Consider the following 24,713-nt stretch of genomic DNA (forward strand, 5'->3'; position numbering starts at 1 on the left):
CCGCCTTGACCATCGGGCCTTGCCCGCTGATCCCCGGAGTGCCGTGTCGTCTGCGTGGCGCGCCGGGCGACGAGACCCATTCGAGCCGCTGCGACGGCAATGACAAGGAACTGCGCTTGCGCGACAACGCCACTCCCGAAGCATGCCCCACCCCAGGCAATTTGCGCGGCAGCGATCCGGTGCGCCGCCAGATCACCATTCGCCTCACCGTGCTGGCACGCTCCCTGCGCAACGGCTTCGACCGCAGGGTCGGCGATATCGGGGTCACGCGCTCACAGTGGACGATGATTGCGGCGATTGCGCGCAATCCAGGCGCGAGCCAGCGCACCATCGCCGAAATCCTCGAGATTTCGGAAGCCTCTGCCGGGAGACTGATCGACAAGCTGTGCGCGGAAGGTCTGCTCGAGAGGCGCGAACGCGAGGACGACCGCCGTGCGCGCGCGGTCTGCGTGACCGGCGCCGCAGCCCCGCTGCTTGACCAGCTCGGCGAGATCGCCAGCCAGGGAGAGGAGCGCGTTTTCCGGGGTTTCAGCGAGGCTGAACTGGAACAATTGCGCGATTTTCTCGAGCGCATGTACGAGAACGCTGGCCGGGACTGACTCCCGACCGGCGCTATCAATCGACGATGGCTCGCCCCGGAGGGCGAGAGCCGCTCAGCCCAGCGCGCGAACCTTCTCGAGCACCATCTCTGCATGCTCCTTCCGGCAGATCAGCAGGTCAGGCATGTAGACGTCGCTCTGGTTGTAAACCAGCGGACTGCCGTCGATGCGCGAGGCATGAAGCCCCCAGCCCAGAGCGACGGCGGCCGGTGCCATGCTATCCCATTCGTACTGCCCGCCCGAGTGCAGGTAGATGTCGGCCTGCCCGAGCAGGATCGACATCGCCTTGGCACCCGCCGAACCCATCGGCACCAGCTCGGCCCCGATCGCTTCGGCGACCGCAGTTGCTTCGGCGGCGGGCCGGGTACGGCTCACCACCATGCGCAGGGTCTGTGGCGCTGCTGGCACTTCGCCCGGCTGGTCCGAGCGCAGGACCTTGCCCGCCCCCGGCAGAGCGACAGCACCGAGTGCGGGCTCGCCCTTGACCGCCATGCCGACATGGACCGCCCAGTCGGCGCGTTCCTCGCCGTATTCACGGGTCCCGTCGACAGGATCGACGATCCACACCCGCTCCTTGGCAAGCCGCTCGGCGTTGTCCTTCTCCTCTTCGGAGAGCAGCCCGTCCTCTGCGCGATGCGCCTTGAGAGCGTGGACAAGGAACTGGTTGGCGGTCTGGTCGCCCGCCTTGCCCAGCGCCTTGCCCTCGAACACACCCGAGGCGCGGACCTCGAGCAGGATGCGGCCCGCCACTTCGGCGAGATGGGCGGCGAGATCGCCGTCGGTCATCGTCATCTCAGGCATCTCCCAGCAAGGTGTCGACGATGAGGTCAGCAGCCTCCTCTGGCGACATGGTGGTCGTGTCGATGCGGATTTCGGGGCTACGCGGCGCCTCGTAGGGGCTGTCGATCCCGGTGAAGTTCTTGAGCTTGCCCTCGCGCGCCTTCTTGTAGAGCCCCTTCACGTCACGCGCTTCCGCGACCTTGAGCGGGGTGTCGATGAAGACCTCGAAGAACTCGCCTTCCGGCATCATCGAGCGCACCATCTCGCGATCCGCCTGGAAGGGCGAGATGAAGGCGGTGATCACGATGAGGCCTGCGTCGGTCATGAGCTTGGAGACCTCGCCCACGCGGCGGATGTTCTCGATGCGGTCGGCCTCGGTGAAGCCCAGGTCCTTGTTGAGACCGTGGCGCACGTTGTCGCCGTCGAGCAAGAAAGTGTGACGGTTCATCCGGTGCAGCTTCTTCTCGACCATGTTGGCGATGGTCGACTTGCCCGAGCCGGAAAGCCCGGTGAACCACAAGAGGGCCGGGACCTGGTTCTTGAGCGCGGAGTGCTGGCGCCGACCGATGTCGACCGCCTGCCAGTGCACATTCTGCGAACGGCGCAGGCTGAAGTTGATCATACCTGCGGCAACCGTGGCATTGGTCATCTTGTCGATCAGGATGAACCCGCCCAGCTGCCGGTTCTCGGCGTAGGGCTCGAAAACGATCTGCTTGTCGGTCGTCAGCTCGGCCACACCGATGGCATTGAGCTCGAGCGTCTTGGCCGCGAGCTTCTCCATGGTGTTGACGTTGACCTCGTACTTGGGCTCCGCAACGGTCGCCGAGACCATCTGCGTGCCCAGCTTCAGCCAGTAGGCGCGCCCGGGCACCATCGCCTCGTCGGCCAGCCACACGAAGGTGGATTCGAACTGGTCCGCAGTCTGCGGCGGGCTGTCAGCCACCGAGATCACCGAGCCGCGCGAGCAGTCGATCTCGTCTTCGAAGCAGATCGTGACCGACTGGCCCGCAACCGCCTCGTCGAGATCGCCATCGAAAGTGACGATCTTGGAAACGGTGCTGGTCTTGCCCGAAGGCAGGACGCGGATTTTCTCGCCCGGCTTGACCGAACCGGTCGCGATCTGGCCCGAGAAACCGCGGAAGTCGAGGTTGGGGCGGTTGACCCACTGCACCGGCATGCGGAACGGCTTGTCGGCGTCGACAGAGCTGAGGACCTCGACGTTCTCGAGATGCTCGACCAGCGGCACGCCGGCGTAGGCATCGCCCTTGTACCAAGGCGTGTTTTCCGAGAGCGAGGTGATGTTGTCGCCCTTGAAGCCCGAGATCGGCATCGCGGTGAAGCTCTCGATCCCGATCGAGGCGGCGAACTCGGAATAGTCGGCCACGATCTTGTCGAAGACTTCCTGGCTGTAATCGACGAGGTCCATCTTGTTCACGGCAAGAACGATGTTCTTGATGCCGATCAGATGGCACAGGTAACTGTGGCGGCGCGTCTGCACCAGCACGCCCTTGCGCGCGTCGATCAGGATCACCGCAAGGTCCGCGCTTGAGGCGCCGGTGACCATGTTGCGGGTATACTGCTCGTGCCCCGGGCAGTCGGCGACGATGAACTTGCGCTTCTCGGTGTTGAAGAAGCGGTAGGCGACGTCGATGGTGATCCCCTGCTCGCGCTCGGCGGCAAGGCCGTCGACGAGGAGCGCAAAGTCGATGTCCTGCCCTTGCGTGCCGACCTTCTTGGAATCGTTGGCGAGCGCGTCGAGCTGGTCCTCGAAGATCATCTTCGAATCGTAGAGCAGGCGCCCGATCAGCGTCGACTTGCCATCGTCCACGCTGCCGCAGGTGATGAAGCGCAGCATCGTCTTGTGCTCGTGCTGGCTCAGGTACTCGTCGATGTCCTCCGCGATGAGGGTGTCGACGACGTACTTCGGATCGGTGTTTTCGATGTCGGCCATCTCAGAAGTACCCCTGCTGCTTCTTCACTTCCATGCCGGCACCGCCAGCGTCCTTGTCGATCACGCGGCCCTGCCGCTCGCTGGTCGTCGTCAGCAGTGTTTCCTGGATGACGTCGGTCAGCGTCGCCGCCTCGCTCTCGACCGCCCCCGTCAGCGGGAAGCAGCCGAGCGTGCGGAAGCGGATCGACTTTTCGGTGATCTCGGGCATGTAGCCCAGAACCTTTTCCAGGCGCTCGGGATCGTCGGCCATGAACAGGCCTCCTTCCCACTCGAAAGTCGGGCGCTTCTCGGCGAAGTAGAGCGGGACGATGGGGATGTTCTCGAGGCGGATGTACTGCCACACGTCGAGCTCGGTCCAGTTCGAGATCGGGAAGACGCGGATAGATTCACCACGCGCCTTCTTGGCGTTGTAGAGGTTCCACAGCTCGGGGCGCTGGTTCTTCGGATCCCAGCCATGCGAGGAAGTGCGGAACGAGAAAATGCGCTCCTTGGCGCGGCTCTTTTCCTCGTCGCGGCGGGCCCCACCGAACGCGGCGTCGAAACCGTACTTGTCGAGCGCCTGCTTCAGCCCCTCGGTCTTCCACATGTCGGTGTGGAGCGAGCCATGGTCGAACGGGTTGATGCCCTTCTCCTTGGCCTCCGGGTTGTTGTAGACGAGCAGCTCCATGCCCGACATCTCGGCCATCTTGTCGCGCAGGTCGTACATCGCCTTGAACTTCCAGGTCGTGTCGACGTGGAGCAGCGGGAACGGCGGCGGTGCGGGATAGAACGCCTTGCGCGCAAGGTGCAGCATGACCGCGCTGTCCTTGCCGACCGAATAGAGCATGACCGGCTTGTCCGCCTCGGCGGCGACTTCGCGGATGATGTGGATGCTCTCGGCTTCCAGTCTCTCGAGATGGGTCAGTGTCTTCATCGGGCTCTCTTTTCTGTGCGTACCGCGCCGTGACTTGTCCTGCCGAGGGTGATTACAGAGATGACACAGCCACGAACCTCCCATATGGGAGGGCATGGCCCTCACGAGCAGAGACGAAACCGACCTGATCCTGCCGCTGCTGCGCGGTATCGACGAGAATCCGGCGTTCTCGACTTTCCTGGGCCGGTTGAAACGTCGCCTCGGCGTCGACTTCGCGGCTCTGCATCTGCGCAGCGGCGAGGCAACGTCCGCACGGTATCGCACCTGCGATGCACCGGGCAATGTCACCCCCGCGCTCACGCGCGGCGACCGGGCAAGCCCCATCACCGCCCTGTTCGAGCGCGACCGCCCGCATCTCGAGGCGCTGCGCCCGGGCCGAGTTTACTCCCTCGCAGAACTCGTCGAGCACGATCCGGTGGCCCGGGTCGAGCGCAGGCGCGCCATGGCGGCGCTGGGCCTTCAGGATGAACGCGTCGTACGACTCGCGCTGCGTAGCCGTGATGCCGGTGGAGGACAGGCGCGAGAAGAACCGGCAGCATGGCTGGCCATCGCCCGCAAGACCCAGCGCTGCTCAGCAAGCGAAGGTGCGCTGCTTTCCAACCTCGCGCCCTACCTAGCCGAAGCACTCGACCTTCGAACTGAACTCAGCCGCGATCGCGCAGACGCCAGGATCGCCCGGCAAGCCCTTTGGCGCAGCCGGCGTGGCTGGATGATGTTCGACCGCGAAGCTCGCTTGGTCGATATTGACCCGGCGACTGCGCAATACTGGGAGGAACACCTTGGCGCGCGCCCCAGGCTCGGCGAACGACTACTCAACCTGCCCCTTGCCACGGAGCGCAATCTCGCTGCACTGGCCCAGGCCATGCCCTCGGACCGCACGCAGAGCCATGCCCTGTTACTGAGCGAGGACCCGCATATAGAGGCACTGCTTGTTCCTCGTGGCTTCGCGAACGATTTTGGCGAGGCGGCTGAACCCGCGCAGGAAACTGCAGGCCTTGCGGTTGACGAAACGCGCGGGGCGCTACTGGCCTTGCTACCCCTGCCCGCCCCGCCCTCGCCGCAGGCGGCCTCAAGGCTATGCGAAGTCCATGGGCTGCCGCTACGCGAAGCGCAGCTAGCCCTCGCTCTCGCGGAAGGCGCCTCTATCGCCGAGGGCGCGCAGGCACTTGGCCTCAGCCTCGAAACCGCGCGCAATTACTCAAAGCGCATATATGCAAGGCTGGGTGTCAGCGGGCAGACCCAGCTGGTGAAGCGTATCCATGAAGGCACGGCGCTCATGCGCTGAGCCGTTCAGGAACAAGCTCCCACGCCCCGGATGCCCTCACTAGCACAGAACGCGCCCGCCGGATGGGCCGGACGATTGCCGCGCAGGTCAGGCCTGCGCGGAAGCTGAGGGCATGGCAGCCTCGATGGCCTTGGTGAAAGTGGCGATTGCGAGCGCTTCGTCGCCGCCCCACACCGCACCCGAAACAGCGATGAAGTCAGCCCCCGCAGCGACCAGTGGCCCGCAGTTGTCCGGGGTGATGCCGCCGATGGCGACACAGGGGATCTCGAAGATACCCTGCCACCACTCGAGCAGATCGACGCCTGCCACGTGCTTGGTCTCCTTCGTAGTGCTCGGGAAATAGGCCCCGAAAGCGACGTAGTCGGCACCAGCCTCGCCCGCCTCCATGGCAAGATGACGGCTGTCGTGGCAGGTCACGCCGATCTGCGCATCCTTGCCCAGTGCATCGCGCGCTTCCTCGACAGCACCGTCGTCCTGACCGAGGTGCACCCCATCCGCGCCGATGCGCTTGGCAAGACTGATCGAGTCGTTGACGATGAAGGCCACGCCGCGCTCGGCGCAGATCGCCTGCAGTGGCTCTGCAAGACGCGCGGCCTCGTGCTGGTCCACATCCTTGACCCGGAACTGGAAGGCCGCGACCGGTCCGGCATCGAGCGCCCGTGCCAGGCGCTGCGGGAAGTCGCCACCAACCTCCAGCGGGGAGATGAGGTACAGGGCGGTGGGCTCGCGTTCGATGTCAGTATCGCTCATGCCCAGCGCTCTAGCCCGGCTCGCGACGAACGCCAAGCCCGTGCCGACGGGAACAGGCCCGCCGCTCGCGCATTCGGCGAGAGTTCATCGAGCGGGACTAGATTGCGCGCCATGACGGGACGAGATCGGGAAGAGGCGCTGCCGATGCAGGCGACAGAATCGAAGGCACATCGCAAGACACGAAGGGGAACGCCGCCGGCCTTGCCGCTCGTCCTGCTCGCCATTGGCCTTGCCGGCTGCCGTATCATTCCGGAGAACCCCGGCGCTGCGCCACCCCCGCCGCCCGTGCAGTACCCGCCCGAAATCCCGACGAAAACGCAGCGCGCTCCTGCGCGGCCTGTTCAGACGACTCCAGGCGAGCAGCAGGAACCGACCGGACTCCTGCCCGAAGCAGGTGCGCCATCCAGGCCCTCGGCCCCACTGCCCTCGCCCGTCACCGGCGAGCTGCCGCCCAAGGCCAGCCCGGCAGCTCCCTATTCGGGTCCTCCGCTCGCCTATACGCGCATCGGCGAAAGCCGCAGTCTCGGCAGTGCGACCATCACGCCGCTGGCGATCGTCGAGGACAGCCGTTGCCCAGCGGGTGCACAGTGCACCTGGGCGGGACGCGTCGTCGTGCAGGTCCGCATCGTCAATGCGGGGCGGAGCCAGACGCGGGACGTGACGCAGGGGCAGGCACTCGCGATCGCAGGTGGCAGGCTCGAACTGGTCGACGTCTCGCCCGGCCGCACCCAGCAGGGCAACCCGCCGCCCTTCGCCTACCAGTTCGGCTTCAGTTTCGCCGCGGGCAGATAACTGCACTCGAAGCATTACACATACGAAAAAGGGGCGCCCGCATCGCGAGGCGCCCCTTTTCCTTTGATCGCAACCGCTAAAGCGCGGCGCGCGCGAGCGTCACGCGGTCGCGGCAGCCTCTGCCTTCTGGGTCGAGGCCGTGTAGATCTCGTCGATCGCTTCTGCCAGCGCACCGTCGAATTCGGCCTGGCTCATCTGCGCGCGCAGTTCCGAGAGCAGCGCACGGCTGAAGCTGGCGATGATGCCGGTGTTCTTGGCCAGCTCGACGCAGGCTTCCGAACGCGAAAAACCGCCCGAAAGAGCGACCACGCGCAGCACCTTGGGGTGCGAGACGAGCGCATCGAAGGTACCCGGAACGACCGGCAGCGAAAGCTTGAGCATGACCTGCTTGCCTTCGGGCAGCGCCTCGAGGTTCTTGAGGATCTCGGCGGCGAGGATCTTGTCGCACTCGGCGCGCGTCTCGCTCTTGATGTTCACCTCGGGCTCGATGATCGGCATCATGCCGTGCGAGAGCACCTGCAGGCCGATCTCGAACTGCTGCTTGACGATCTTGGCGATGCCTTCGGCATTGGCCGAGTGGATCACCGAACGCTCCTTGGTGCCGAACACGCCCAGAGCCTTCGAACGCTCGAGCAGCGCATCGAGGGTCGGCATCGGCTTCATCAGCTGCACGCCTTCGGCCTCGTCCTCGAGCCCCTTGTCGATCTTGATGAAGGGCACGATGCCCTTGGCGATCAGCGCCGAGGGGGTCGGCACGCCGCCGACCTGGCCATCCATGGTGCGCTCGAACAGGATTGCGCCGATGACCTTGTCACCGGTGAATGCGTCGGAGGAGATGATGCGCGAGCGCATCTCGTGGATCAGGCCAAACATTTCCTCTTCGCTGGACCAGGCATCGTCCTCGATGCCGTAGCCCTTGAGGGCCTTGGGCGTCGAACCGCCGCTCTGGTCGAGCGCGGCAATAAAGCCATCGCCATCGGCCATCTTGGCGTTCATCTCGGAAAACTGCATAAAACTCCTCCTCAAGTTATGCGTAATCTTGGTGTCAGGCTATCGCCCGGTCGACAAATTCGCAACTGCGGCACAGTCGTACTGCCGACGGCAACTGTCATGCCGTGGCACTAAATGGCTGATCGAGCGTGAAGTTCGACCGCAATTGCGAAAAGCCGGCAATTTTCTTTTTGCGCCTGCTAAGTGGCGCGGCACGGGACGCGCGCGGCCCTTGCGGGATCGCGCTCCTTCCACGATCCCGCCGGATAACGCGTCCCGTCGCCCCGGTCAGGCGCCGAGCGCCGCGACGCCGGGCAGTTCCTTGCCTTCCATCCACTCGAGGAAGGCACCGCCTGCGGTCGAGATATACGAAAAGTCCTGCGAGACCCCGGCGTGGTTGAGCGCCGAGACGGTATCGCCACCGCCCGCAACCGAGATCAGCGTTCCTTCCTTGGTCAGCGCCGCGGCGGTGCGTGCCAGCGAGACGGTCGCGGCATCGAAGGGCGCCATCTCGAAGGCGCCGAGCGGGCCGTTCCAAACCAGCGTGCGGCAGGTCTTGAGCGCATCTGCGAGCGCCTCGACCGCGAGCGGGCCGGCATCGAGGATCATTTCGTCGGCGGCCACTTCGTGAACGTTGCAGGTGCGCAGCGAAGCGGGGTTTGCCGCGAATTCCTTGGACACCACGACCTCGTAAGGCAGGTGCACGGTGCAGCCGCTCTTGTCGGCTGCCTCGAGGATCGCATTGGCGGTGTCGGTCAGGTCATGCTCGCACAGCGACTTGCCGACATCGACGCCCTTCGCGGCGAGGAAGGTGTTGGCCATGCCGCCGCCGATCATGAGGTGATCGACCTGGGTGACGAGGTGCGTGAGCACGTCGAGTTTGGACGAGACCTTGGCCCCGCCGACCAGCGCCGCGACCGGCTTCTGCGGCGTGCCGAGCGCCTTGTCGAGCGCCTCGAGTTCGGCCTGCATCGAACGGCCGGCATAGGCGGGCAGGACGTGAGCAAGTCCTTCGGTCGTCGCGTGGGCGCGGTGCGCGGCGGAAAAGGCGTCGTTGACGTAGAAGTCGGCGTTGGCAGCGATCGCCTTGACCAGTTCGGGGTCGTTCTTTTCCTCGCCCTTCCAGAAACGGGTGTTCTCGAGGATGGCGACGTCGCCCGCCTTGAGGATGCCGACAGACTGCGCGACCACGGGCCCCGCGATCTCGGGCACGAACATCACTTCCTTGCCGATCTCCTTCTCGACCGCGCCGACCACCATCGAGAGCGACATCGTCGAGGAACGCTCACCCTTGGGGCGGCCGAAGTGAGCCAGGAGCAGGACCTTGGCGCCCTTGGCGCACAGGTCGTTGATCGTGGGAACCGCAGCGCGGATACGGGTGACGTCGGTCACGAGCCCGTCCTGCATCGGCAGGTTGAGGTCCACGCGGACGAGCGCGACCTTGCCGGTCACATCGCCAAGATCATCAAGCGTCTTGAAAGCGGTCATTCTTCTATCCTCACCTCGTCACCGACGGAGATTTCCCCGTCGTCCAGCACCCGGCCCAGCACGCCGCCGCGCCAGTCCGGCGTCAGCGCGGCCATGAGCCCGGGCGCAATCTCGTCCATGCGGCTGCATGGGTCACATTCCATGGTCGTCTCGATGCGGCAGGTCGCCCCAATGGCGATGATCCGCCCTGCCTCGCGCGGGAGGCGAAGACCGGACACGCACAGGTTGGCGCGGCGCGCATACCAGGGCAGTTCGGTGCCCGGCATGAGCGCGAGCTCCTCAAGCGCGGCAGCCCAGCTTTCCGACTCGATCAGCGCGATCTGTCGGCGCGGAACCTTCCCCTGACGCACGACGCCGCGGGAATCCCCCTGGATTCCCGCGGCGCGCGTTACGGCAGCGGACATGATCGGCTCCATCGGTGCACGCGACGCTGCGCGTCTCGCGATGCCAAGGAGCCTGCCCGCCGCCGAATTCACCTTCAGAGGAACTTCGCCATCGCGCCCGCAGTGTCGAGCATGCGGTTCGAGAAGCCCCACTCGTTGTCGTACCACGACACGACGCGCACGAACTTGCCTTCCATCACCGCCGTTTCCAGGCTGTCGACGGTCGACGAGGCCGGGTAGTGGTTGAAGTCCGAGGAGACCAGCGGCTGGTCGGTGTAGGCGAGCACGCCCTTCATCGGACCTTCGGCAGCGGCCTTGAGCGCAGCGTTGATCTCCTCGACCGTGGTGTCCTTCTGGGGCACGAAGCACAGGTCGACGAGGCTGACGTTCGGGGTCGGCACGCGCACCGAGGAACCGTCGAGCTTGCCCTTAAGTTCGGGCAGCACGAGGCCGACCGCGCGGGCAGCGCCGGTGGTGGTCGGGATCATGTTGGCGGCACCCGCACGGGCGCGGCGCAGGTCCTTGTGGATCTGGTCGAGCATGCGCTGGTCGTTGGTGTACGAGTGGATCGTGGTCATGAAGCCACGCTCGATACCGACGGTGTCGTTGAGCACCTTGGCGACGGGCGCGAGGCAGTTGGTGGTGCACGAGGCGTTCGACACGACGATGTGATCGGCGGTCAGGGTCTCGTGGTTCACGCCGAACACGACGGTGTTGTCGACGCCGGTGGCCGGCGCCGAGATCAGGACACGCTTGGCGCCGGCGTCGAGGTGGGGCTGCGAGGCCTCCTTCGACTGGAAGATACCGGTGCACTCGAGCACGATGTCGATGCCCTGCGCCGCGTGGGGCAGCTTGGCCGGATCACGCTCGGCAGTGACGGTGATGTCCTTGCCGTTGACGGTGATCTTGCCTTCGCCGGCCTCGACGGTGCCCGGGAAACGGCCGTGCGTGGTGTCGAAACCGAAGAGGAGCGCATTCGACTTGGTGTCGGCCAGGTCATTGATCGAGACCAGTTCGAGACCGCAATCGGGGCGTTCAAGAATGGCGCGGGCTACAAGCCGCCCGATACGTCCGAAACCGTTGATCGCAACCTTGGTCGCCATATGCAAATCTCCTCCTTAGACGCTGAGTTTTTCCAGGATTTTGGGCACGATAGCTTCGGCAGTAAAGCCGAACCGCGCAAAAAGATCCTTGGCCGGGGCCGACGCGCCGAAACGGTCCAGACCGATGTTCAGGCCGCCGTTGCGGCTGAATGCGGTGATCTTCTGCCAGCCCATCGTGGTCCCGGCCTCGATCGAGACCTTGAGGATCGACGGGTCGTTGGGCAGGATCTCGTGCTTGTAGGCCTCTTCCTGGGCCTCGTAGAGCTCCATGCAGGGCATCGAGACGACGTCGGCACCGACGCCCTGTGCCTCGAGATCGTCGCGCACCTGGCAGGCCAGTTCGACCTCCGAACCGGTAGCGACGAGGATGACCTTGCGGTCGGCCTTGGCGTGGCGCAGCGTGTAGGCACCGCGGGCCGAGAGCATCTCGCCCGAATTGCGCAGCTGCGGCAGGTTCTGGCGGGTCAGCGCGAGAACCGAAGGAGTTTCCTTCGACTGCACCGCGAGGTTCCAGCATTCCGCGGTCTCGATCACGTCGGCCGGGCGGAAAACGTAGAGGTTGGGGATCAGGCGCATCGACATGACATGCTCGACCGGCTGGTGGGTCGGGCCGTCTTCGCCCAGACCGATGCTGTCATGAGTAAGCACGTAGATCGCGCGGATCTGCTGCAGCGCCGACATGCGGATCGCGTTGCGGCAGTAATCGGAGAAGATCAGGAAGGTGCCGCCATAAGGGATCACGCCGCCGTGCAGCGCCATGCCGTTCATGGCTGCGGCCATGCCGAATTCGCGGATGCCGTAATAGACGTAGCGACCGCCGTAGTTATCCGGGGTGAACGGCTCCTGGCACTTGGCCTTGGTGTTGTTCGAGCCGGTAAGGTCGGCCGAGCCGCCGACCAGTTCGGGCATGAACGGTGCGAGCACGTTGAGGCAGTTTTCCGAGGCCTTGCGGGTCGCGACCTTGGTCTCGCCCTCGAGCCAGGAAGCGAAGGTCTGCGCGGCTTCCTCGCCCTCGGGCAGGTCGCCGGCCATGCGGCGGGTGAACTCACCGGCCTCGGGGTGCGAAACCTTGCGCGCTTCCCACTCGGCGCGGGTCGCCGCACCGCGCTCGCCCAGCGAACGCCAGTCGGCGAGGATGTCCGACGGGATCTCGAACGGTGCCGAGGTCCAGCCAAGGTATTCACGCGCAGCTGCGATCTCGTCGCCGCCGAGCGGAGCGCCGTGGACGTCGTGGCCACCCTGCTTGTTGGGTGCGCCCTTGCCGATCACCGTCTTGCAGGCGACGAGCGTGGGCTTGTCCGAGGCATCGGCAGCGGCCAGCGCGCGCTCGATGTCGGCGAAGTCATGGCCGTCGCACTCGAACACGTCCCAGCCCGAAGCCTTGTAGCGGGCCTTGATGTCCTCGCTGGTCGAAAGCGAGGTATCGCCGTCGATGGTGATGTTGTTGTCGTCCCACAGCACCTTGAGGCGCGCGAGCTTGAGGGTACCGGCAAGGCCAACGGCCTCGTGGTTGATGCCTTCCATCAGGCAGCCGTCGCCGGCGATGACCCAGGTCTTGTGGTCGACCAGATCGTCACCGAAGGTCGCGTTGAGCTGGCGCTCGGCCATGGCCATGCCCACCGCCATCGCGAAGCCCTGGCCGAGCGGACCGGTGGTGCACTCGACGCCCTCGATCAGGAAGTTCTCGGGGTGGCCTGCGCAGACCGAGCCGAACTGGCGGAAATTGCGGATGTCGTCCATCGTCGGGCTGGCGTAACCGGTGAGATGGAGCAACGAATAGATCAGCATCGAGCCGTGACCGGCCGAAAGCACGAAGCGGTCGCGGTCGGCCCACTTGGGCGCAGCGGGATCGAACTTCAGGAACTTCGCGAAGAGCACGGTGGCGACGTCGGCCATGCCCATCGGCATGCCGGGATGGCCCGAGTTCGCAGCCTGGACCGCATCCATGGAGAGGGCACGGATGGCATTGGCCATCGGGGCGAGACGGTCGGCAGCAAGGGTCATCTTAATGGGCTCCGGAAAACGGATTTAAGCAGGATGATTCGGACTTGCCGACCCCCTTTAGGGCGAGCCGCCATCCCGTCAAGTTCAGCCCCGGAATTGGGCGAATACCCCGAGTAATAAGACCGTAACAGCCCCTAGTCTCTCATTGCATTACCCTTATGCACCCCAGACGCTTGTGCACAACCCCGCAAACCGTCCTTGCCTTGCCAGCCCGGTACGATAGCGAGACGGCATGGAAGAGACAGCCCGTGCAGACGCGCTCGCCTTGGCCTTGCGCAGGATCGAAGCCGCGCTGGTGCGGCTGGAAAGCGCCAGCACAAGCCTGTGCGAGCGTCACGCCGCACTGGGTCAGCGCCACCGAGCCCTCAAGAACAACGTCGCGGAAGCGCTTGGCGAGATCGATGTGCTGATCGCAGCGACCAGGCCTGCGACATCTCCAGGCGAAAAGGAGGACGCAGCATGAGCAACGTCTCCCTCGAAATCGGTGGGCGCAGCTTCACCGTGGCCTGCGGGGCGGGCGAGGAAGAGCATGTCGCCCAGCTTGGACGCGAAATCGATGCGCGCGTCACCCAGTCGGGGACGCGCGGCCTGTCCGAACCGCGCATGCTGCTATTCGCCGCCCTGCTGCTCGCCGACGAAGTTCACGAACTCAAGGCGATGACAGCCACCGAGCCGCAGCCGGCAGAGGACGACACCGGGACCATCGTCGCCGAGACACTAAACATGCTTGCCACACGCATCGAAAATCTTGCCCAACTGGTCGAAAGCGGCCTTGAGTACGAGACTGCGGATCACTAGTTAGGCCCTTGACGGGATCTGCCCGACACGTGCCGTTCGAACATCCCTGAGGCTATAAGCAAATCCAAGGGGGCTGTCCCTGCCCGGATCCTGGTCCGACGCACATGGTCCCCACCTGACGTGAAGGCGTCAGAGGATTTCTAGGAAACGATCCATGGTGGACCCGTCACCCCCTAACCTCCTTTCCGATCGCAAGGCGCAGCTTCGCCGCATCTTTCGCGCCATGCGCACTGCTCATGTCGGATCGCTGCATCCGGGAATGCGCGCCCTGATTCTCAGCCGCCCGCCAGCCCCGCTGGTCGAGCGCGTGCCCGAAGGCGCCACCGTCGGTCTCTATTATCCGCTCGGCGCCGAAGCGCCCTCGCTGGGATGGGCGCGCTGGCTGGCCGAGAACGGGCGCCGCATCGCGCTGCCCTGGTTCGCAGGACGCGGGAGCGCGATGCAGTTCAGGGTCTGGGACAATCCCTTCGACGAGACCCGGCTCGATCCAGGCCCCTATCGCGCGCCGCAACCCGATGCGCAGGCCGAACTGGTGACACCCGAATTCGTGATCGTGCCGCTGATCGCCTTCACCGCCGAAGGCCAGCGCCTCGGCCAGGGCGGCGGCCACTACGACCGCTGGCTGGCAGAGCACCCCGACACGCGGGCCATCGGTCTGGGCTGGGACTGCCAGCTGACCGAGGAACTGCCACTCGAACCCCATGACCAGCCACTCGAGGCGGTGGTCACGCCGACCCGCATCTACGAGGGAGCGCACTGATCTTGCGCGAGACACCGACCTGGCGAATTCCCGTTGGCGTCCTCGGCCTGTGCATTGCACTGGCAGTCTATGCCCTTATCGTCGCACGCTACGTTCATCCGGCGATCTCGACCTGGCACACGCTGTTTCAGGCGCCGGTCTACCTTGCGCTGGGCATAGTCTGGATACTGCCGCTCAAGCGCTTCCTGATCTGGATGGAGACCGGCCGCTGGGGCTGATGCCCTTTGGCGGCGCCTGCCTTCGATGACGGACTTTCCCGCAAGCAACCGGGAGCATCCACTCGACCGCCCCGCCCGCTCTGCACTCGCCGAGCGACAATCCAGCCTCGCCATCTGCGAGGGCAAGGCGCGGCGCTTCGACCCCGCCTATGGCGTTTTTGCAGCCATCGAAGACGAGAGCGAAGCCGCCCTCACCGATCTTGGCAGGCTGATCGCCCGGCTCGGTGACGTTGCCATGCTCGAGATCTCGCCGCCCGAACAGGGCCCCGGCTTCACCCTCGCTTCGCAGGCACTCGGCGTCCAGATGGTTGCCACGACCCTTTCTCCGGCACGATCCACCCCGCCAGCAGCACTGGTGCCGCTCGGACCGCAGGATCACGCGGAGATGCTCGCGCTGGCGACGCTGACCGAGCCCGGCCCGTTCTTCGCGCGCACGCCGCTCCTGGGTGATTTCTACGGGGTCAGGATCGAAGGTCGCCTTGTCGCCATGGCCGGCGAGCGCATGCGGCCTCCGGGCCACTGCGAGGTCAGCGGCGTCTGCACGCATCCCGAGTTTCGTGGCCACGGCTTCGCAGGCGCCCTCATGCGCCTCGTCGCCGCGCGCATCCTCGATCGCGGCGAAGTGCCGTTCCTCCACGCCTATGCGGACAACCACGGCGCCATCGCGCTCTACGAGACGCTGGGCTTTCGCCTGCGCCGTGAAGTGCTGATGAACCGGCTCACACGCGCAGCCTGACGCGCTCTGCCCTGCGGGCGCGTTGCAGCGCGATCCATTCTTTCCAGAAAAGAAAAGGCCGGGCGTTAACCCGGCCTACTTGGCTTTTGCGGAACCACTTTCCGGGGTGGAAAGTGGCGCGAGTGACGGGACTCGAACCCGCGACCTTCGGCGTGACAGGCCGACACTCTAACCAACTGAGCTACACCCGCGCAGCCATTTCGAAACCGGTCGAACCGGTTTGATGTTTTCGCCCCGGTTGCCCGGAACTGTTTTTCCCAAGTGGCGCGAGTGACGGGACTCGAACCCGCGACCTTCGGCGTGACAGGCCGACACTCTAACCAACTGAGCTACACCCGCGTACTTGCGTAAGCGTCTGCGTCCGCTTGGGAGCCGCGCCACTAGGCCAGCCTCACCATGGTGTCAACTGGATTGAAACAAGTCGCTGCATTTTTTTGTGCGACCCGCTCGGGGGATGCGACGAGGCCCGCAATTTCCCGTTTCCGGGCCTTGCAGGCATGACGCCGGGACAGGAGCATCGCCCCTGCCCCGGCACAAATTTTAGTCTGCGAGAATCAGCGCAGGCGATTCGATCAAGCGCTTGAGATCCTGAGCGAAACTTGCTGCATCCCAACCGTCGACGACGCGGTGATCGCACGACATCGAGATGTTCATGGTCTTGCGCTTCTCGATGCGCTCGGCGCCATCGGGGCCCTTCACGAACATCGGGCGCTCGACGATGCGATTGGGCCCGATGATGGCGACCTCGGGGCGGTTGATGACCGGTGTCGTCGCCACCCCGCCCATCGGCCCCAATGAGGTCACGGTGAGGGTCGAGCCGGAGAGTTCGGAGGACTTCGCAGTGCCTTCGCGCGCGGCCCTGGCAAGGCGTCCGATCTCGCTGGCAAGCTGCCACAGGTTACGGTCTTGCGCCTCGCGGATCACCGGCACCATCAGGCCCGAGGCGGTCTGTGCGGCCATGCCAAGATGCACTGCCCCATAGCGCGTCACCACACCCGCCTCGTCGTCGTAATGCGCGTTGAGCATCGGGTACTTGGGGATCAGCTTGCAGATCGCCGTGATCAGGAAGGGCAGCATGGTCAGCTTGGGCCGCTCGCCCGCATGGCCCGCGTTGAGCTGCGCACGCATCTCCTCGAGCGCGGTGACGTCGTATTCCTCGACATAGGCGAAATGGGGGATGTGCCGCTTGGAGGCGGCCATGTTCTCGGCGATGCGGCGCCTCAACCCGATCACGCGAACCTGCTCGTCCGCACCCTTGCCCCCGGCAGGCTGGAAGCCGCCCGAAGCATTGTACGAGATGAACGCATCGAGATCGCCGTGGCGCACGCGGCCATCCTCGGCCGGGCGAACTTCCCCCAGATCGATGCCGAGGTCGCTGGCACGCTTGCGCACCGCAGGGCTTGCCATGATCTTTGCAGATGCGCCCTTCGCTGCCGGAGCAGGCGACGGTGCAGGTGCAGGCTCGTGGGCCTCGACAGGCTCAGCCTGAGCGGGTGTGGGTGTGGGAGCTGGCGCGGGTTCGGAAACGGGCGCAGGCTCAGGAGCCGGAGTCTCATCCTGCGCCGACATGTCGCCGGCGTGCCCGTCCTCGTCCTCGTTGCCTTCGCCCTCGACCTCGATCACCACCAGCGGTGCGCCGATGGCGACGATCTCGCCGGCCTCGCCCGCGACCTCGACGACCTTGCCCGAGACCGGGCTCTCCATCTCGACTGTGGCCTTGTCGGTCATCATGTCGGCGAGGCGGCCATCCTCCTCGACCCTGTCGCCGACGGCGACGTGCCAGGCGACGATCTCGGCCTCGGCGATGCCCTCGCCGATATCGGGCAGGCGGAATGTAAAGCGTCCCATGCGATCAGTCCTTCAGCAGCCGGTCGACCGCTTCGCCGATGCGAACGGGACCGGGGAAATAGGCCCACTCGAGGCTATGCGGATACGGCGTATCGAAGCCGGTCACGCGCTCGATGGGTGCCTCGAGATGGTAGAAACAGCGCTCCTGAACGAGGCTGACGAGTTCGGCGCCGAAGCCCGAGGTGCGGGTGGCCTCGTGTATCACCAGGCATTTCCCGGTCTTTTCCACGGACTTTTCCACAGCCTCGATGTCGAGTGGCCAGAGCGTGCGCAAGTCGAGGATCTCGGCATCGACGCCCTTCTCGGCGAGCACGCTCTCGGCAACGTGGACCATCGTGCCATAGGCAAGCACGGTCATCGCCGCGCCTTCACGCACGGTCCGTGCCTTACCCAGCGGGATCGAGTAGTAGCCCTCGGGCACCTGCCCGCCTTCGTGGTTCTTCCAGGTCTTGGACGGACGATCATAGTAGCCGTCGAAGGGCCCGTTGTAGATCCGCTTGGGCTCGAGAAAGATGACCGGATCGTTGTCCTCGATCGCCGCGATCAGCAGACCCTTGGCATCGTGCGGGGTTGCGGGGATCACCGTCTTGAGGCCCGAGACGTGCGTGAACAGTGCCTCCGGGCTCTGGCTATGCGTCTGGCCGCCGAAGATGCCCCCGCCAAAGGGCGAGCGCACGGTGATCGGGGCGGTGAACTCGCCTGCCGAACGGTAGCGCAGGCGCGCGGCCTCGGAGATGAGCTGGTCAAGGCCCGGGTAGATGTAGTCGGCGAACTGGATCTCGGGCACGGGCCGCAAGCCATACGCAGCCATGCCCACCGCCGCGCCGATGATGCCGCACTCGTTGATCGGAGTGTCGAACACACGGCTCTTGCCGTATTTCTTCTGCAGGTTCGCGCTGGCGCGGAACACGCCGCCGAAATAGCCCACGTCCTCGCCGAAGACGACGACGTCAGGATCGTGGCCCATCATCGTGTCGAGCGCGTCGTTGATCGCCTCGATCATGTTCATCGGGCGCGACTTGGCCTCGTTGAGGCTGACGACTTCCTCTTCGATCACTGCCCTTCTCCCCTGCCGTCTTCGTTGGCGCTCTCGGTGCTGCCCTGAGCACTCGTGCGCGGCTTGTCTCCGGAATGCTTCTGGCCGACGCGTTCGGGCCATTTGATCTCGCGCTCGCGGATCGCCTGCGCGGCCTGCTCCTCCAGGTTCCAGGGCAGTTCCTCGAAGACGTCCTCGAACATGGTGTGGAACGGGTGGTGGAAACCGTGACCGAGCACGCCGTTGCGCTCGGCCTGCTTGGTCGCGGTGCGCACTTCCTCGGCGACCTCGCGGTCCATCTCGCTTTGCTGTTCCTCGCTCCATTCGCCGAGCGCGATGAGGTGGTTGGCAAGGCGCATGATCGGATCGCCCAGCGGCCACTCCTCGCGCTCCTGCGCAGAGCGGTAGGCGCTGGGGTCGTCCGAGGTGCTGTGCCCCTCTGCGCGGTAGGTGAAGTATTCGATGAGCGTCGGCCCGCCATTGGCGCGTGCGCGGTTCGCCGCCCAGCGCATCGCCGCGTAGACCGCGAGCGTGTCGTTGCCGTCGACCCGGAGGCCCGCGACGCCATATCCCGCCGCGCGCGCTGCAAAGGTCGTGCGCTCGGCCCCGGCGAAACCCGAATAGCTCGAGATCGCCCACTGGTTGTTGACGACGTTGAGCACGACGGGCGCGTTGTAGACGGCAGCGAAAGTCATCGCCGCGTGGAAGTCGCCTTCCGCGCTCGACCCTTCGCCGACGAAACTGGTGGCGATACGGGTGTCACCCTTGATCGCGCTCGCCATCGCCCAGCCCACCGCTTGCGGGAACTGCGTCGCGAGATTGCCCGAGATAGTGAAGAAGCCATAGTCGCGCGCCGAATACATGATCGGGAGCTGGCGCCCCTTCAGCCGGTCGCCGCGGTTGGAGTAGATCTGGTTGATCATCTCCTCGAGCGGGTAGCCGCGCGCGATCAGGATGCCCTGCTGGCGATAGCTGGGGAACACCATGTCGTCGGCGGCCAGCGCGAAGGCACCTGCGACCGAGATCGCCTCCTCGCCGGTAGACTTCATGTAGAAGCTGGTCTTGCCCTGCCGCTGCCCGCGATACATGCGATCGTCGAAGGCGCGGGTGAGGGCCATGGTGCGCAGCATGCGGCGCAAGGTTTCGGGGTCCAGCGCGGGGTCCCAGGGGCCGACCGCACGATTATCCTCGTCCAGCACGCGCACCATGCCGAGCGTTCCGGCCCAGGTCTCGCTGGCAGGACAGGCCTCGTCCGGACGGGCCAGCGATCCGGCCTCGGGAATCTCCAGCCAAGAATAGTCAGGCTTCTCGCCGGGGCGCGAATGCGGTTCGGGAACGTGCAGCTCGAGCGGCGGCAGATTGCCGCGCGCGGAGGCTGCAGGGGCGCCATGCATGGCACGAATGGGTGCCGTATCGTCGGCCATCTCTAAATCCTCTCCCGGCTGTGTCGGGCCGTGGGAGCCGATGCCCGCGCTTGTTTTCGCAGTGCATCATAATTCCACGGTCAGGTCATAATATTTCACCTCTTGGTAATGTCAATCCAGACCCGCGCAAGCACGGGCATATCGCCTCATACAGCGACCGGCGCGGCGATATGCGCCTGAGGGGCATACCCCGTCACGATGAAATCCTCGATCCGGTAGTCGAAGATCGAATCGGGGCGGCGGACCAGATCGAGCTGCGCCGTACCCTCGGGGGAGCGCGAAAGCTGCTCTTCGACGAGCGCTGCATGGTTGAGATAAAGATGAACATCACCACCCATCCAAACGGCCTCGCCCGGCTCGAGGTTGCATTGCTGCGCGAACATCCGCGTGAGCAGCGCCAGCGACCACATGTTGAAGGCGAAACCCAGCCCGAGATCGCAGCTGCGCTGGTAGAGGATGCAGGACAGGCGCCCGTCGGCGACGTGGAACTGGTAGGTCTTGTGACAGGGCGGCAGGGCCATCGCCCCCAGTTCGGCGACGTTCCAGCCCTCGATGATGTGGCGGCGGCTACCCGGGTTGTTCTTCAGGCTCTCGATCACCTCGGCGACCTGATTGATACCCGGCCCGCGCCGGAAAAGGCCATCGCCCGCAGGTTCGTACGTCGGCCAGTCGACCCACTGCTTGCCGTAGACCGGGCCGAGATCGCCCCATTCGCGCGCAAAGGCTGCATCGGCGACGATGCTCGCGGAAAAATCCTCGCGGCTGATCGTCTCGCCGGTCTCGCGGCGGTAGCGTTCGAGCGGCCAGTCGGTCCAGATCTGCACGTTCTGCTCGCACAGCTTGCGGATGTTGGTGTCGCCGCTCAGGAACCACAGCATCTCGCGGCTGGCCGTCTTCCAGTAGACCCGCTTGGTGGTGAGCAGCGGCATGGCGCCGCCGGAGAGATCGAAACGGATCGTCGCCCCGAACAGCGAGCGCGTGCCGACCCCGGTGCGGTCGCCGCGCTCGTCGCCCTCCTCCCAGATGCGGCGCATCAGGTCGAGGTACTGCCATTCCCAATGCCCGGGATCAGTGCGGTCCCGGCTGGCGGATGCGGGGACGGACTGGCTCGGGATCGTTTGCGTGGTCATGTCTCTGACCTAGCCTCACCACGCCGTTCTGCAAGAGACTATGACGCCGCAGAGCTCTCCCCGCAGACACTAATGCTCAGGACCAATGCCTAGATTGCACTTTGCACAAGCGAAGTGCGCCGCAGGCATAAGGGCACGGATGAAATCTGACTTCGTCCCCTTCTTGCGCCGAATCATGCCCGGGCCGCTCGTCTTGCAGGCTACGATCGCGGTGGGCGTGCTGACACTGGCCCTGTCACCCGCCCGCGGCGGGGCGGCGCTCTACCTGCCGCTTTCCGCAGCGACCACCGCGAGCACGGTGGCATGGTCGCGTGCGCGCAATGCCGAAATCCTCGCCGCAGGCCCTTATCAGGGCGCCCTCTACATCCGCGTGCATGACGCAGGCACGACGATCGGCGCGCTGCGCAAGGGCGCCCTGCTCGTCTCGGTTCCCGAATCGCTGTGCTCGGGACCACGCCCCACTCAAGCGACAGAGACCCCATGAACGAACTCAACGACCTGCGCCGCAAGGGCGCGCTCGGCCTGCTGATCAATTGCTGGCTCACGGCCCTCGCCATTGCCGGTGGCGCCTTCCTTGCCGGCACGGGCATGATGCCAGCTCTCCTCGCGGCTGCTGTCACCGTGGTGCCGAGCCTCCTGGTCCTGCGCGGCGGCGGCGACTTGCAGACCCGGCTGGCCATAGCCTTCGCGATGCCGATCTATCCGGCCATCCTGCTGTGGCAATGGAGCGGACAGCACTGGATGCTCGACATCCACATGACCTTCTTCGCTGCAATCGCGATGCTGACCCTGCTCGCCGACTGGCGTCCGGTACTGCTCGCGGCAGCCGTGACCGCGGTACATCACCTCGCGCTCAACTTTGCGGCACCTTCGCTCGTGTTTCCCGATGGCAGCGACCTTGCCCGGGTCATCCTCCATGCGGTCGTCGTCATTGCCGAAACGGCGGTGCTGGTGAAGATATCGGCCAGCTTCGAACGCCTCGTCATCGAACAGGCGGCGGCCCAGAACGCGCGCGAACGCATGGAAGAGGTCGCGCGCGAAGAACGCGCAGAGGCACAGGCCGCGCAGCAGACCGTCATCGAGGAGATCGGCACCGGGCTGCGCGCACTCGCTGCCGGCGACCTCTCGCTGAGGATCGAGAACAGCTTCCCCGGCAGCTACGAGGCCCTGCGCGGCCACTTCAACACCGCCGCCAGCGACCTCGACCGCATCGTCAACAACGTGACCCGCTCCGCCAGCCAGATCGAGACCGGCTCGTGCGAGATCCGCAGCGCGACCGACGACCTCGCCCTGCGCACCGAACAGCAGGCCTCGACGCTCGAAGACATCGCCAGCACCTTGCGACAGCTCAACGTCACGGTGCAGGACAACGCCACCAGCGCCAACGACCTGCAGGGCAATGTGACCAAGGCTCGCAACGATGCGCTCAATGGCAGCCAGGTCGTCGAAAGCGCGGTTCAGGCCATGGGCGAGATCGAGCGGTCGGCCGACGAGATCGGCAAGATCATAACGCTGATCGATGGCATAGCCTTCCAGACCAACCTGCTCGCGCTCAATGCCGGGGTCGAAGCGGCCCGCGCGGGCGAAGCCGGCAAGGGCTTCGCGGTCGTCGCCACCGAAGTGCGCGCCCTCGCCCAGCGCTCGGCTGATGCGGCCAACGATATCAAGGCCCTGATCGGCACTTCGACCGAACAGGTCTCGCGCGGGGTCAGGCTCGTCGGGCAATCGGGCGAATCGCTGATGACGATCGTCTCCGGCATTGCCGAGATCAACGAGGCGATTGCCCGCATCGCTTCGGTTTCGCGCGATCAGGCCGGAGAGATCGGGCGGATCAACGAGCGTGTCACCCGGCTCGACTCCGCCACCCAGCAGAACGCAGCGATGGTCGAGGAAGGCACTGCCGCTGCACGGACGCTATCCAGCGAGGCCGAAAGCATGGCACGACTGGTCGCTCATTTCCGGCTTTCCGAGAGTGGTCGGCTCACAAGCGACACATCGGCAGGCGAGGCGATGCGCAATGCAGCATAAATCCCAAATCGACCCTTGCCACATCAAGAATCGCCATCTATAGGCGCGCTCCTGCCCCGGGACGCTTCGGCGTTCCAGCATCGGTCGGGGAGTAGCTCAGCCTGGTAGAGCACTGTCTTCGGGAGGCAGGGGCCGGAGGTTCGAATCCTCTCTCCCCGACCATTTTCACCCTCGGGCGAAGCACAAGAACCCAGCGGAAACGCTGGGTTTTTTGCTGTTTGTTGCTTTGATCCGTTCGCTTCGCGGACAGGGGCCGAAGGTTCAGTCTGAACCTTCACTCGATTTGTCTTGGTTGGGCTATTTTCTCTGCAACGTGCCTTAGGTGCTCTGGCGAGAAGCGTGCATAGTGCTTTTGGGTGGTTCGATCATCGTCATGGCCCATAGCTTGAGCCAGCTCTGCCATTGATACGCCCGCCTCGGCAGCCCAGACGGCGCCTGTATGCCGCAGAGTATATGGAGTTGCTTTTACGCCGCTGCGTTTGCTGGCGGCTTGGAAAGCTTTCTTGATGCTCAAGATCGGCTCGGCGCCACACTCAATCACGAAAACTCCCTCACGAGCGGCGTAAGCGACAAGCAGTGCCTCATAGAGGATCGTGTTCATCGGCACGACCGGTCGCTTCTTTGCGGTTTGCTTCCGGCCGTCTGGATTGAGCTGAATCTTGCGCCGATCGAAATCGACTTGATCCCATTTTAGCTCCAAAATCGCGCTAGGGCGAGCCATCGTGTAGAGGCCGATCTGAACATAAAGACGGGCGTGGGGAGCTTTGACCGCTGCGAAGAATTTCGCGAACTGGTCGCGGCTGAGGTAGCGGACCTGATATTCGTCCTTCTCAGGGAGCCAAATCTTGGGCTTGTGCGGCACCTTGGCTGGGCCAGCCCAATTTAGCGCCGTAGACAGCATCAACAACTCGTACCGGGCGGTGGCGTCAGCGACCGCCCGCGTGTCGCGATAAGACTGACACATCTTGCGGTCTATCAGCGCTGGGTCCACATTTTCCCAGAAGGCGCGCATCGCTTTCCAAGCGTCTTTGCGTCGCTGTGATGATGGAGCCTGCTTATCGGCAAGATCGGCGATGTAGGCTTCTACCACCCGTCCGACTGTCCACGGAGAGTCGTTGGCGCGCTCCCAGAGCTGCCTTGCCTCGGCGTCGGCGCTTGATCGTTCCATTGACGCGAGTTGGCGACGATGACGCTTTTCACCTTCGTACCAGACGAGGGCATAACCTCCGCGGAATTTCTGGACCGTGTAGGGGGTTACTGCCGACATTCGAACCTCCCGACTTCTTCTGCGGGGATGCGAATGAGGTCGCCGATCCGGAAATGGCTGATTTTCCCCGCTCGGATCAGATTGCGTACAGCACCTTGGGAACAGTCCCATCGCGTCGCGAGCGACCGCACCGAAAATGGCGGCGCTTCTGCGAGCATGGTCTCGATTTCTTTATGCGCGAAGGCTGGCTTCACCCCAGTTCCGTTAACTCTGCCGGTTGCTGGGCGAGCCAAGGGAACCAGGGTATCGATTGCGCTGGCGTTTGGAATACCGCGATTTTGAATGTCGCTCAGATCCTCTGGGTTGAGGATGTCGACGGACGATCCAACCCTAGCCCTCCCCTTCCTGCTTAGTAACTTATCGTGAAAACTCACTTTTTTCCTCCTTGGATTGTCTACACGACATCCAAGAAGACTTTCTCATCCTTCTT

General features: G+C 64.8%; 25 protein-coding genes and 3 tRNA genes. 11 read left to right on the forward strand and 17 right to left on the reverse strand.

Translation table 11 applies throughout. The annotated features are described in order from the left end of the window. Positions 1-5 precede the first annotated feature (5 nt). Complete coding sequence (locus I5E68_RS11845) at positions 6-599, forward strand: MarR family winged helix-turn-helix transcriptional regulator (RefSeq protein ID WP_323982152.1); 594 nt, start codon at positions 6-8, stop codon at positions 597-599. 54 nt (positions 600-653) lie between these two features. Here I5E68_RS11845 and I5E68_RS11850 read toward each other — a convergent pair whose 3' ends face one another. Genes I5E68_RS11850 through cysD form a run of 3 tightly spaced genes read right to left on the reverse strand, consistent with a single transcriptional unit; the run spans position 654 to position 4,243 of the window. Beyond that, positions 654-1,391 carry a 3'(2'),5'-bisphosphate nucleotidase CysQ gene (locus I5E68_RS11850; protein WP_197163951.1) on the reverse strand — a complete coding sequence of 246 codons (738 nt, stop codon included), beginning with the start codon at positions 1,389-1,391 and terminating at the stop codon, positions 654-656. Between the two features lies 1 nt (position 1,392). Next, the gene (cysN, locus tag I5E68_RS11855; protein WP_197163953.1) at positions 1,393-3,330 is read right to left on the reverse strand and encodes a sulfate adenylyltransferase subunit CysN; all 1,938 of its coding nucleotides are present in this window, start codon (positions 3,328-3,330) and stop codon (positions 1,393-1,395) included. A 1-nt stretch (position 3,331) separates the two neighbouring features. After that, the gene (cysD, locus tag I5E68_RS11860; RefSeq protein ID WP_197163955.1) at positions 3,332-4,243 is read right to left on the reverse strand and encodes a sulfate adenylyltransferase subunit CysD; all 912 of its coding nucleotides are present in this window, start codon (positions 4,241-4,243) and stop codon (positions 3,332-3,334) included. A 94-nt stretch (positions 4,244-4,337) separates the two neighbouring features. Between cysD and I5E68_RS11865 the strand changes: the two genes are divergently transcribed. Continuing rightward, positions 4,338-5,528, forward strand: a complete 1,191-nt coding sequence (locus I5E68_RS11865) for a helix-turn-helix transcriptional regulator (protein ID WP_197163957.1) — start codon at positions 4,338-4,340, stop codon at positions 5,526-5,528. 87 nt (positions 5,529-5,615) lie between these two features. On the opposite strand, the gene thiE is transcribed toward I5E68_RS11865, so the two are convergent. Next, a complete protein-coding gene (gene thiE / locus I5E68_RS11870; RefSeq protein ID WP_197163959.1) occupies positions 5,616-6,278 on the reverse strand; it encodes a thiamine phosphate synthase in 663 nt (220 codons plus the stop codon). A gap of 144 nt (positions 6,279-6,422) precedes the next feature. On the opposite strand from thiE, the gene I5E68_RS11875 reads away from it, so the two are divergent. Next, positions 6,423-7,070 carry a hypothetical protein gene (locus I5E68_RS11875; RefSeq protein WP_197163961.1) on the forward strand — a complete coding sequence of 216 codons (648 nt, stop codon included), beginning with the start codon at positions 6,423-6,425 and terminating at the stop codon, positions 7,068-7,070. A gap of 99 nt (positions 7,071-7,169) precedes the next feature. Here the strand turns inward: I5E68_RS11875 and I5E68_RS11880 are convergent, their stop codons facing one another. The 5 genes from I5E68_RS11880 to tkt all read right to left on the reverse strand — a co-directional run bounded on the left by I5E68_RS11880 (position 7,170) and on the right by tkt (position 13,038). Then, positions 7,170-8,081, reverse strand: a complete 912-nt coding sequence (locus I5E68_RS11880; protein WP_197163963.1) for a fructose bisphosphate aldolase — start codon at positions 8,079-8,081, stop codon at positions 7,170-7,172. Positions 8,082-8,348: 267 nt separating this feature from the next. Further along, positions 8,349-9,548, reverse strand: coding sequence for a phosphoglycerate kinase (locus I5E68_RS11885; RefSeq protein WP_197163965.1), 1,200 nt, complete (start codon positions 9,546-9,548; stop codon positions 8,349-8,351). Next, on the reverse strand, positions 9,545-9,964 hold the full coding sequence (locus tag I5E68_RS11890; protein ID WP_197163967.1) for an MOSC domain-containing protein: 420 nt from the start codon (positions 9,962-9,964) through the stop codon (positions 9,545-9,547). Before I5E68_RS11890 ends, I5E68_RS11885 begins: the two co-directional genes overlap by 4 nt. A 62-nt stretch (positions 9,965-10,026) precedes the next feature. Then, positions 10,027-11,034: a type I glyceraldehyde-3-phosphate dehydrogenase gene (gene gap / locus I5E68_RS11895; RefSeq protein WP_197163969.1), complete on the reverse strand. Its 1,008-nt coding sequence runs from the start codon at positions 11,032-11,034 to the stop codon at positions 10,027-10,029. 15 nt (positions 11,035-11,049) lie between these two features. After that, on the reverse strand, positions 11,050-13,038 hold the full coding sequence (tkt, locus tag I5E68_RS11900; RefSeq protein WP_197163971.1) for a transketolase: 1,989 nt from the start codon (positions 13,036-13,038) through the stop codon (positions 11,050-11,052). A gap of 232 nt (positions 13,039-13,270) precedes the next feature. Between tkt and I5E68_RS11905 the strand changes: the two genes are divergently transcribed. The 5 genes from I5E68_RS11905 (at position 13,271) to I5E68_RS11925 (ending at position 15,550) form a co-directional block, all read left to right on the forward strand. After that, on the forward strand, positions 13,271-13,501 hold the full coding sequence (locus I5E68_RS11905; RefSeq protein ID WP_197163974.1) for a hypothetical protein: 231 nt from the start codon (positions 13,271-13,273) through the stop codon (positions 13,499-13,501). After that, positions 13,498-13,836, forward strand: coding sequence for a cell division protein ZapA (locus tag I5E68_RS11910; protein ID WP_197163976.1), 339 nt, complete (start codon positions 13,498-13,500; stop codon positions 13,834-13,836). The genes I5E68_RS11905 and I5E68_RS11910 overlap by 4 nt, the downstream gene beginning before the upstream one ends. Positions 13,837-13,990: 154 nt before the next feature. Beyond that, on the forward strand, positions 13,991-14,596 hold the full coding sequence (locus tag I5E68_RS11915; RefSeq protein WP_197163978.1) for a 5-formyltetrahydrofolate cyclo-ligase: 606 nt from the start codon (positions 13,991-13,993) through the stop codon (positions 14,594-14,596). A gap of 2 nt (positions 14,597-14,598) precedes the next feature. Then, positions 14,599-14,814, forward strand: a complete 216-nt coding sequence (locus I5E68_RS11920) for a DUF2842 domain-containing protein (RefSeq protein ID WP_197163980.1) — start codon at positions 14,599-14,601, stop codon at positions 14,812-14,814. Positions 14,815-14,839: 25 nt separating this feature from the next. Continuing rightward, entirely contained in the window at positions 14,840-15,550 is a 711-nt protein-coding gene (locus I5E68_RS11925; RefSeq protein ID WP_197163982.1) for a GNAT family N-acetyltransferase, read from the forward strand. 114 nt (positions 15,551-15,664) lie between these two features. On the opposite strand, the gene I5E68_RS11930 is transcribed toward I5E68_RS11925, so the two are convergent. From I5E68_RS11930 to thyA, 6 genes are all read right to left on the reverse strand, one after another. Further along, positions 15,665-15,741 (reverse strand) — tRNA-Asp (locus tag I5E68_RS11930). A 71-nt stretch (positions 15,742-15,812) separates the two neighbouring features. Further along, positions 15,813-15,889: transfer RNA gene (locus I5E68_RS11935), tRNA-Asp, on the reverse strand. A gap of 201 nt (positions 15,890-16,090) precedes the next feature. Beyond that, entirely contained in the window at positions 16,091-17,398 is a 1,308-nt protein-coding gene (locus tag I5E68_RS11940; RefSeq protein ID WP_197163984.1) for a dihydrolipoamide acetyltransferase family protein, read from the reverse strand. A gap of 4 nt (positions 17,399-17,402) precedes the next feature. Further along, positions 17,403-18,407 (reverse strand): alpha-ketoacid dehydrogenase subunit beta, encoded by a 1,005-nt coding sequence (locus tag I5E68_RS11945; protein WP_197164813.1) that lies wholly within the window; start codon positions 18,405-18,407, stop codon positions 17,403-17,405. Between the two features lie 44 nt (positions 18,408-18,451). Next, on the reverse strand, positions 18,452-19,858 hold the full coding sequence (locus tag I5E68_RS11950) for a 3-methyl-2-oxobutanoate dehydrogenase (2-methylpropanoyl-transferring) subunit alpha (protein WP_370463743.1): 1,407 nt from the start codon (positions 19,856-19,858) through the stop codon (positions 18,452-18,454). 146 nt (positions 19,859-20,004) lie between these two features. Beyond that, complete coding sequence (gene thyA / locus I5E68_RS11955; protein ID WP_197163986.1) at positions 20,005-20,988, reverse strand: thymidylate synthase; 984 nt, start codon at positions 20,986-20,988, stop codon at positions 20,005-20,007. A gap of 193 nt (positions 20,989-21,181) precedes the next feature. On the opposite strand from thyA, the gene I5E68_RS11960 reads away from it, so the two are divergent. The 3 genes from I5E68_RS11960 to I5E68_RS11970 all read left to right on the forward strand — a co-directional run bounded on the left by I5E68_RS11960 (position 21,182) and on the right by I5E68_RS11970 (position 23,178). Next, positions 21,182-21,472, forward strand: a complete 291-nt coding sequence (locus tag I5E68_RS11960; RefSeq protein WP_228726948.1) for a hypothetical protein — start codon at positions 21,182-21,184, stop codon at positions 21,470-21,472. Continuing rightward, complete coding sequence (locus I5E68_RS11965; RefSeq protein WP_197163990.1) at positions 21,469-23,016, forward strand: methyl-accepting chemotaxis protein; 1,548 nt, start codon at positions 21,469-21,471, stop codon at positions 23,014-23,016. The genes I5E68_RS11960 and I5E68_RS11965 overlap by 4 nt, the downstream gene beginning before the upstream one ends. 85 nt (positions 23,017-23,101) lie before the next feature. After that, positions 23,102-23,178, forward strand: a tRNA-Pro gene (locus I5E68_RS11970). Between the two features lie 112 nt (positions 23,179-23,290). Here I5E68_RS11970 and I5E68_RS11975 read toward each other — a convergent pair. Next, positions 23,291-24,283 carry a tyrosine-type recombinase/integrase gene (locus I5E68_RS11975; RefSeq protein ID WP_197163993.1) on the reverse strand — a complete coding sequence of 331 codons (993 nt, stop codon included), beginning with the start codon at positions 24,281-24,283 and terminating at the stop codon, positions 23,291-23,293. Beyond that, a complete protein-coding gene (locus I5E68_RS11980) occupies positions 24,271-24,657 on the reverse strand; it encodes a helix-turn-helix domain-containing protein (protein WP_197163996.1) in 387 nt (128 codons plus the stop codon). Before I5E68_RS11980 ends, I5E68_RS11975 begins: the two co-directional genes overlap by 13 nt. Positions 24,658-24,713: the final 56 nt, after the last annotated feature.

Origin of the sequence: Novosphingobium aureum, assembly GCF_015865035.1 — a bacterium.
GTDB classification, from domain to species: Bacteria; Pseudomonadota; Alphaproteobacteria; order Sphingomonadales; family Sphingomonadaceae; genus Novosphingobium; species Novosphingobium aureum.